We start from the raw sequence: 3,022 nt of genomic DNA on the forward strand, positions 1-3,022 counted from the left end.
CACTGCCCCGATGTGTGCCCCACCAGCATGGGCAACCTGGCCCATGCGCGGCGGCTGCTGGGCGCGCAGGCCGAGCGCCTGCAGGTGCTGTTTGTGAGCCTAGACCCGGCGCGCGACACGCCCGAGATCATGCGCGCCTACATGGCCGCCTTCGACCCCAGCTTTTTGGCCCTCTACGCCCCCGAGGCCGAGCTGCCCGCGCTGGCGCGTGCGTTTCGGGTGTACTACAAGCGCGTCGAGGGCAGCACCCCCGGCAGCTACACCATCGACCACTCCGCCGGCAAATTCTTGTTCGACCCCTCGGGCCGCGTGCGCGTGCACCACGCCTTTGGCAGCAGCGCCGAGGCTATTGCCGCCGACGTCAAGCTGCTGCTGGCCGAGCCTGTGCGCAGCTGATGCGGGCAGCGGCTGCACCCAGCTGCCGCACATCAAAATTTAATGTGAAAATTTGATGCGGTTGCGGGCAAGGTGAGCCTCAAAGCCCGCTCACCCCGATCGCTCTGTGCGCCCACCGTGCCGCTGCCGGCTGCGCCAGCCCCGTGTTGGGCCCCTGCATTGCCTCTGCATGCCCTTGTTTTCTCGAAGATTCTACCCAGCTGCAGCCTACCCAGCCCCAGCGGCACAGGGCCAAGCGCCTAGCCTGGCACGGATGCTGCTAGACTGTATGCAACCTCAAGCCCCTTGAGGTCGGTTTTAGGCTCAAATCGTGTTTTTCAACCACTCTTAGAGGGAACTTCCCATGAAACGTGTACAAAAAGGCTTCACCCTGATCGAACTGATGATCGTGGTGGCCATCATCGGCATTTTGGCGGCGATTGCCATTCCGGCGTATCAAGACTTCACGCGCAGAGCGCATGTCGCAGAAGGATTGACGCTCGCTTCAGCAGCCAAAACTGCTCTTTCGGAGCATCATGCATCCATGGGGGTATTTCCTATCACAAACGCAGCAGCTGGGTTAGCTGCCGCAACTGCTATTAATGGCAATGCGGTTACTTCTGTGGAGGTAGGAGGCACAAATAGTGCACCTACAATCACTATTACCTACAACGAACGCGTGGGAACAGCCGGTCAGACTTTAGTGTTTACTGGCAGTGCTAGCGACGGTCGTTACATTTTCACCTGCACTGGTGGGACCGTACCCCGCCGCATCCTTCCTGCAAATCTAAGGACGGATACAGACTGCGGTGCGGCTTAACTGACCCCCTACTCCGCAGCGCATCAGCGCTTGGTTGATACGCGCTGCGGCTAGATATCAAAAGCTTTAGCAAGCCCGTTCTAACCCTGAACGGGCTTTTTTTTAATTTCTGCTTTAAGTCCGCTGCACCCCCATGAATCGCTCCACATCCGGCTTCACCCTGATCGAGCTCATGATCGTGGTGGCCATCATCGGCATTTTGGCGGCAATTGCGCTGCCGGTTTATCAAAACTTTAGCGTGCGCGCCCGCGTTGCCGAGGCCTTCTCGCTCGCGCAACCCGCTAGGCTCAACGTGGCGGATGTGCTGAGCAGTGGTATTCATCAAGCCGAAGGCTACAACGCGGGTTTTAATGCACCGGGACCAACTACAAACGTAGCGTCTGTAGCAATTGCCGCAGCGACAGGTCAGATCACGATTACAACCACGGCACGCGCTGGCGGCGGCACAATCGTACTTGTGCCCTTCACCAGTGAGGGTGCTTTGCCGAACGCGACAGCATCATTTACACCACCGACTGGCGCCATTCAGTGGCGCTGTCACGTAGCAGGCACGCCTACTGCGACTGGCTCTGCACCCACTACACCTGCTACCTTAGCGGCTCGCTTTGCACCTCCAGAATGCCGTCTGTGATCGTAAAAGCCCAAGTACAGTTAAGCTGCTTGCAGCAAGTCGCTTGCTACTGTTAGATACGATATCAGCAGTTTGACCCCTAAAAGGCCCCGGCCCCGGCCCCGACGCCAGTCGTGGGCTTGGGGCTTTTTTGTTGGCCACTGCGATCAGTTGCCCCCTCAGCCCCCCAGTTTATCCCGCTCCAAAGCAAACGCATCGGCACAAAACCCGTGCTCGGGCATAGCCGGCGGCGGCGAAGTCGCGCTGCGCTGCTTCCACCACCACCGGTGCGCCGCAGGCATACACCAAGTGGCCGGACAGGTCGGTGCCCATGGCGCTATTGCTTTTGGGCTTGGGCTCTGCGGGTCGCAAGCGGATCAAGGGGGGCTATGCCATCACGACAGTGGTGTGAACCTCAACCTTGAGCGCGCGCTTGATGGCGGCGAAGATCGCCGAGAGGTTGTTCATGGTTGGATTGCCCGAGGCCGACAGCATCCGGTGCAGGCTCTTGGCTGGCTTGTGGATTTCCTCGGCCAGCGACTCGAACCCGACGGTTGCGTTCACCAGGTCACGCAAGATGAGTTTGGCGGTGTCGGGCTCGCCGTCGATGAACAGGGTGATCGCCTCGTCGAGCAAGGCCTGGGCAAAAGCCGGATCGGTCTGCACGCGGGCAACCACGGTTGCTTTGAAATCACGGGTCAGTGCCATGGGTTACGCTCCTTTTTTCGTCCGTGCCTTGCGGCGCTTGTAGTCTTCCCACAAGACGACCGCCTCATCGATGTCGGTCTGCTGGCGCTTCTTTGTGCCGCCACCGATGGATAAGAGCAGCTCTTTGATTTGGTAGATCATTGGTTAAATGGTAACACATACGTTTCCGTTGGCGTGACTCGGGTCGCAAGCCGGTCTATACACCGGCTGGCCACGCTCGATCTGCGGTAGGCAGCTTAGGCCTTGATTGGTCGGGCCGCCACCGCTAAGCCCGTGCGGGTGCTTGGCGCGGGCCAAAGGAGAGGGCAGGGCAGGGCTTGCAGTTTCTGCTCTTGCCCTAAACGGGCCGGTCTGCTAAGCTCGCAGAACCCTCACGCCAATCGGTAAAGCAGCATGGAACCCACATTCGAAGCGCTTGAAGCCCAAGTGTTGCAGCTCTCTGATGCCCAGCGGGCGCGTCTGCTCGACCGGGTGCTGGCCAGCCTAGATGTGGACCCGGCCAGCGTCGC

Annotated in this window: 4 protein-coding genes and 1 pseudogene; 3 read left to right on the plus strand and 2 right to left on the minus strand. The window is 59.8% G+C overall.

Annotation, left to right across the window (positions count from 1 at the left end; all coding sequences use genetic code 11):
• From KGZ92_07225 to KGZ92_07235, 3 genes are all read left to right on the plus strand, one after another.
• Positions 1-396 (plus strand): SCO family protein (locus tag KGZ92_07225; GenBank protein ID MBS3889066.1); only part of this gene is annotated, 396 nt, incomplete at its 5' end.
• A gap of 343 nt (positions 397-739) precedes the next feature.
• Entirely contained in the window at positions 740-1,195 is a 456-nt protein-coding gene (locus KGZ92_07230) for a pilin (GenBank protein ID MBS3889067.1), read from the plus strand.
• Positions 1,196-1,328: 133 nt separating this feature from the next.
• Positions 1,329-1,826, plus strand: coding sequence for a pilin (locus tag KGZ92_07235; GenBank protein ID MBS3889068.1), 498 nt, complete (start codon positions 1,329-1,331; stop codon positions 1,824-1,826).
• Between the two features lie 366 nt (positions 1,827-2,192).
• On the opposite strand, the gene KGZ92_07240 is transcribed toward KGZ92_07235, so the two are convergent.
• Entirely contained in the window at positions 2,193-2,513 is a 321-nt protein-coding gene (locus tag KGZ92_07240; protein ID MBS3889069.1) for a transcriptional regulator, read from the minus strand.
• A gap of 3 nt (positions 2,514-2,516) precedes the next feature.
• Positions 2,517-2,636 (minus strand): annotated as a pseudogene (locus KGZ92_07245) (type II toxin-antitoxin system RelE/ParE family toxin).
• Positions 2,637-3,022 lie beyond the last annotated feature (386 nt).

It is taken from the genome of Bacillota bacterium (assembly GCA_018333655.1).
Classification (GTDB): Bacteria; Bacillota; UBA994; order UBA994; family UBA994; genus BS524.

Excerpts from the sequence above, each read along its gene's own strand:
- KGZ92_07230 (MBS3889067.1), top strand. The coding sequence starts at position 740 with ATGAAACGTGTACAAAAAGGCTTCACCCTGATCGAACTGATGATCGTG.
- KGZ92_07235 (MBS3889068.1), top strand. The coding sequence starts at position 1,329 with ATGAATCGCTCCACATCCGGCTTCACCCTGATCGAGCTCATGATCGTG.
- KGZ92_07240 (MBS3889069.1), bottom strand. The coding sequence starts at position 2,513 with ATGGCACTGACCCGTGATTTCAAAGCAACCGTGGTTGCCCGCGTGCAG.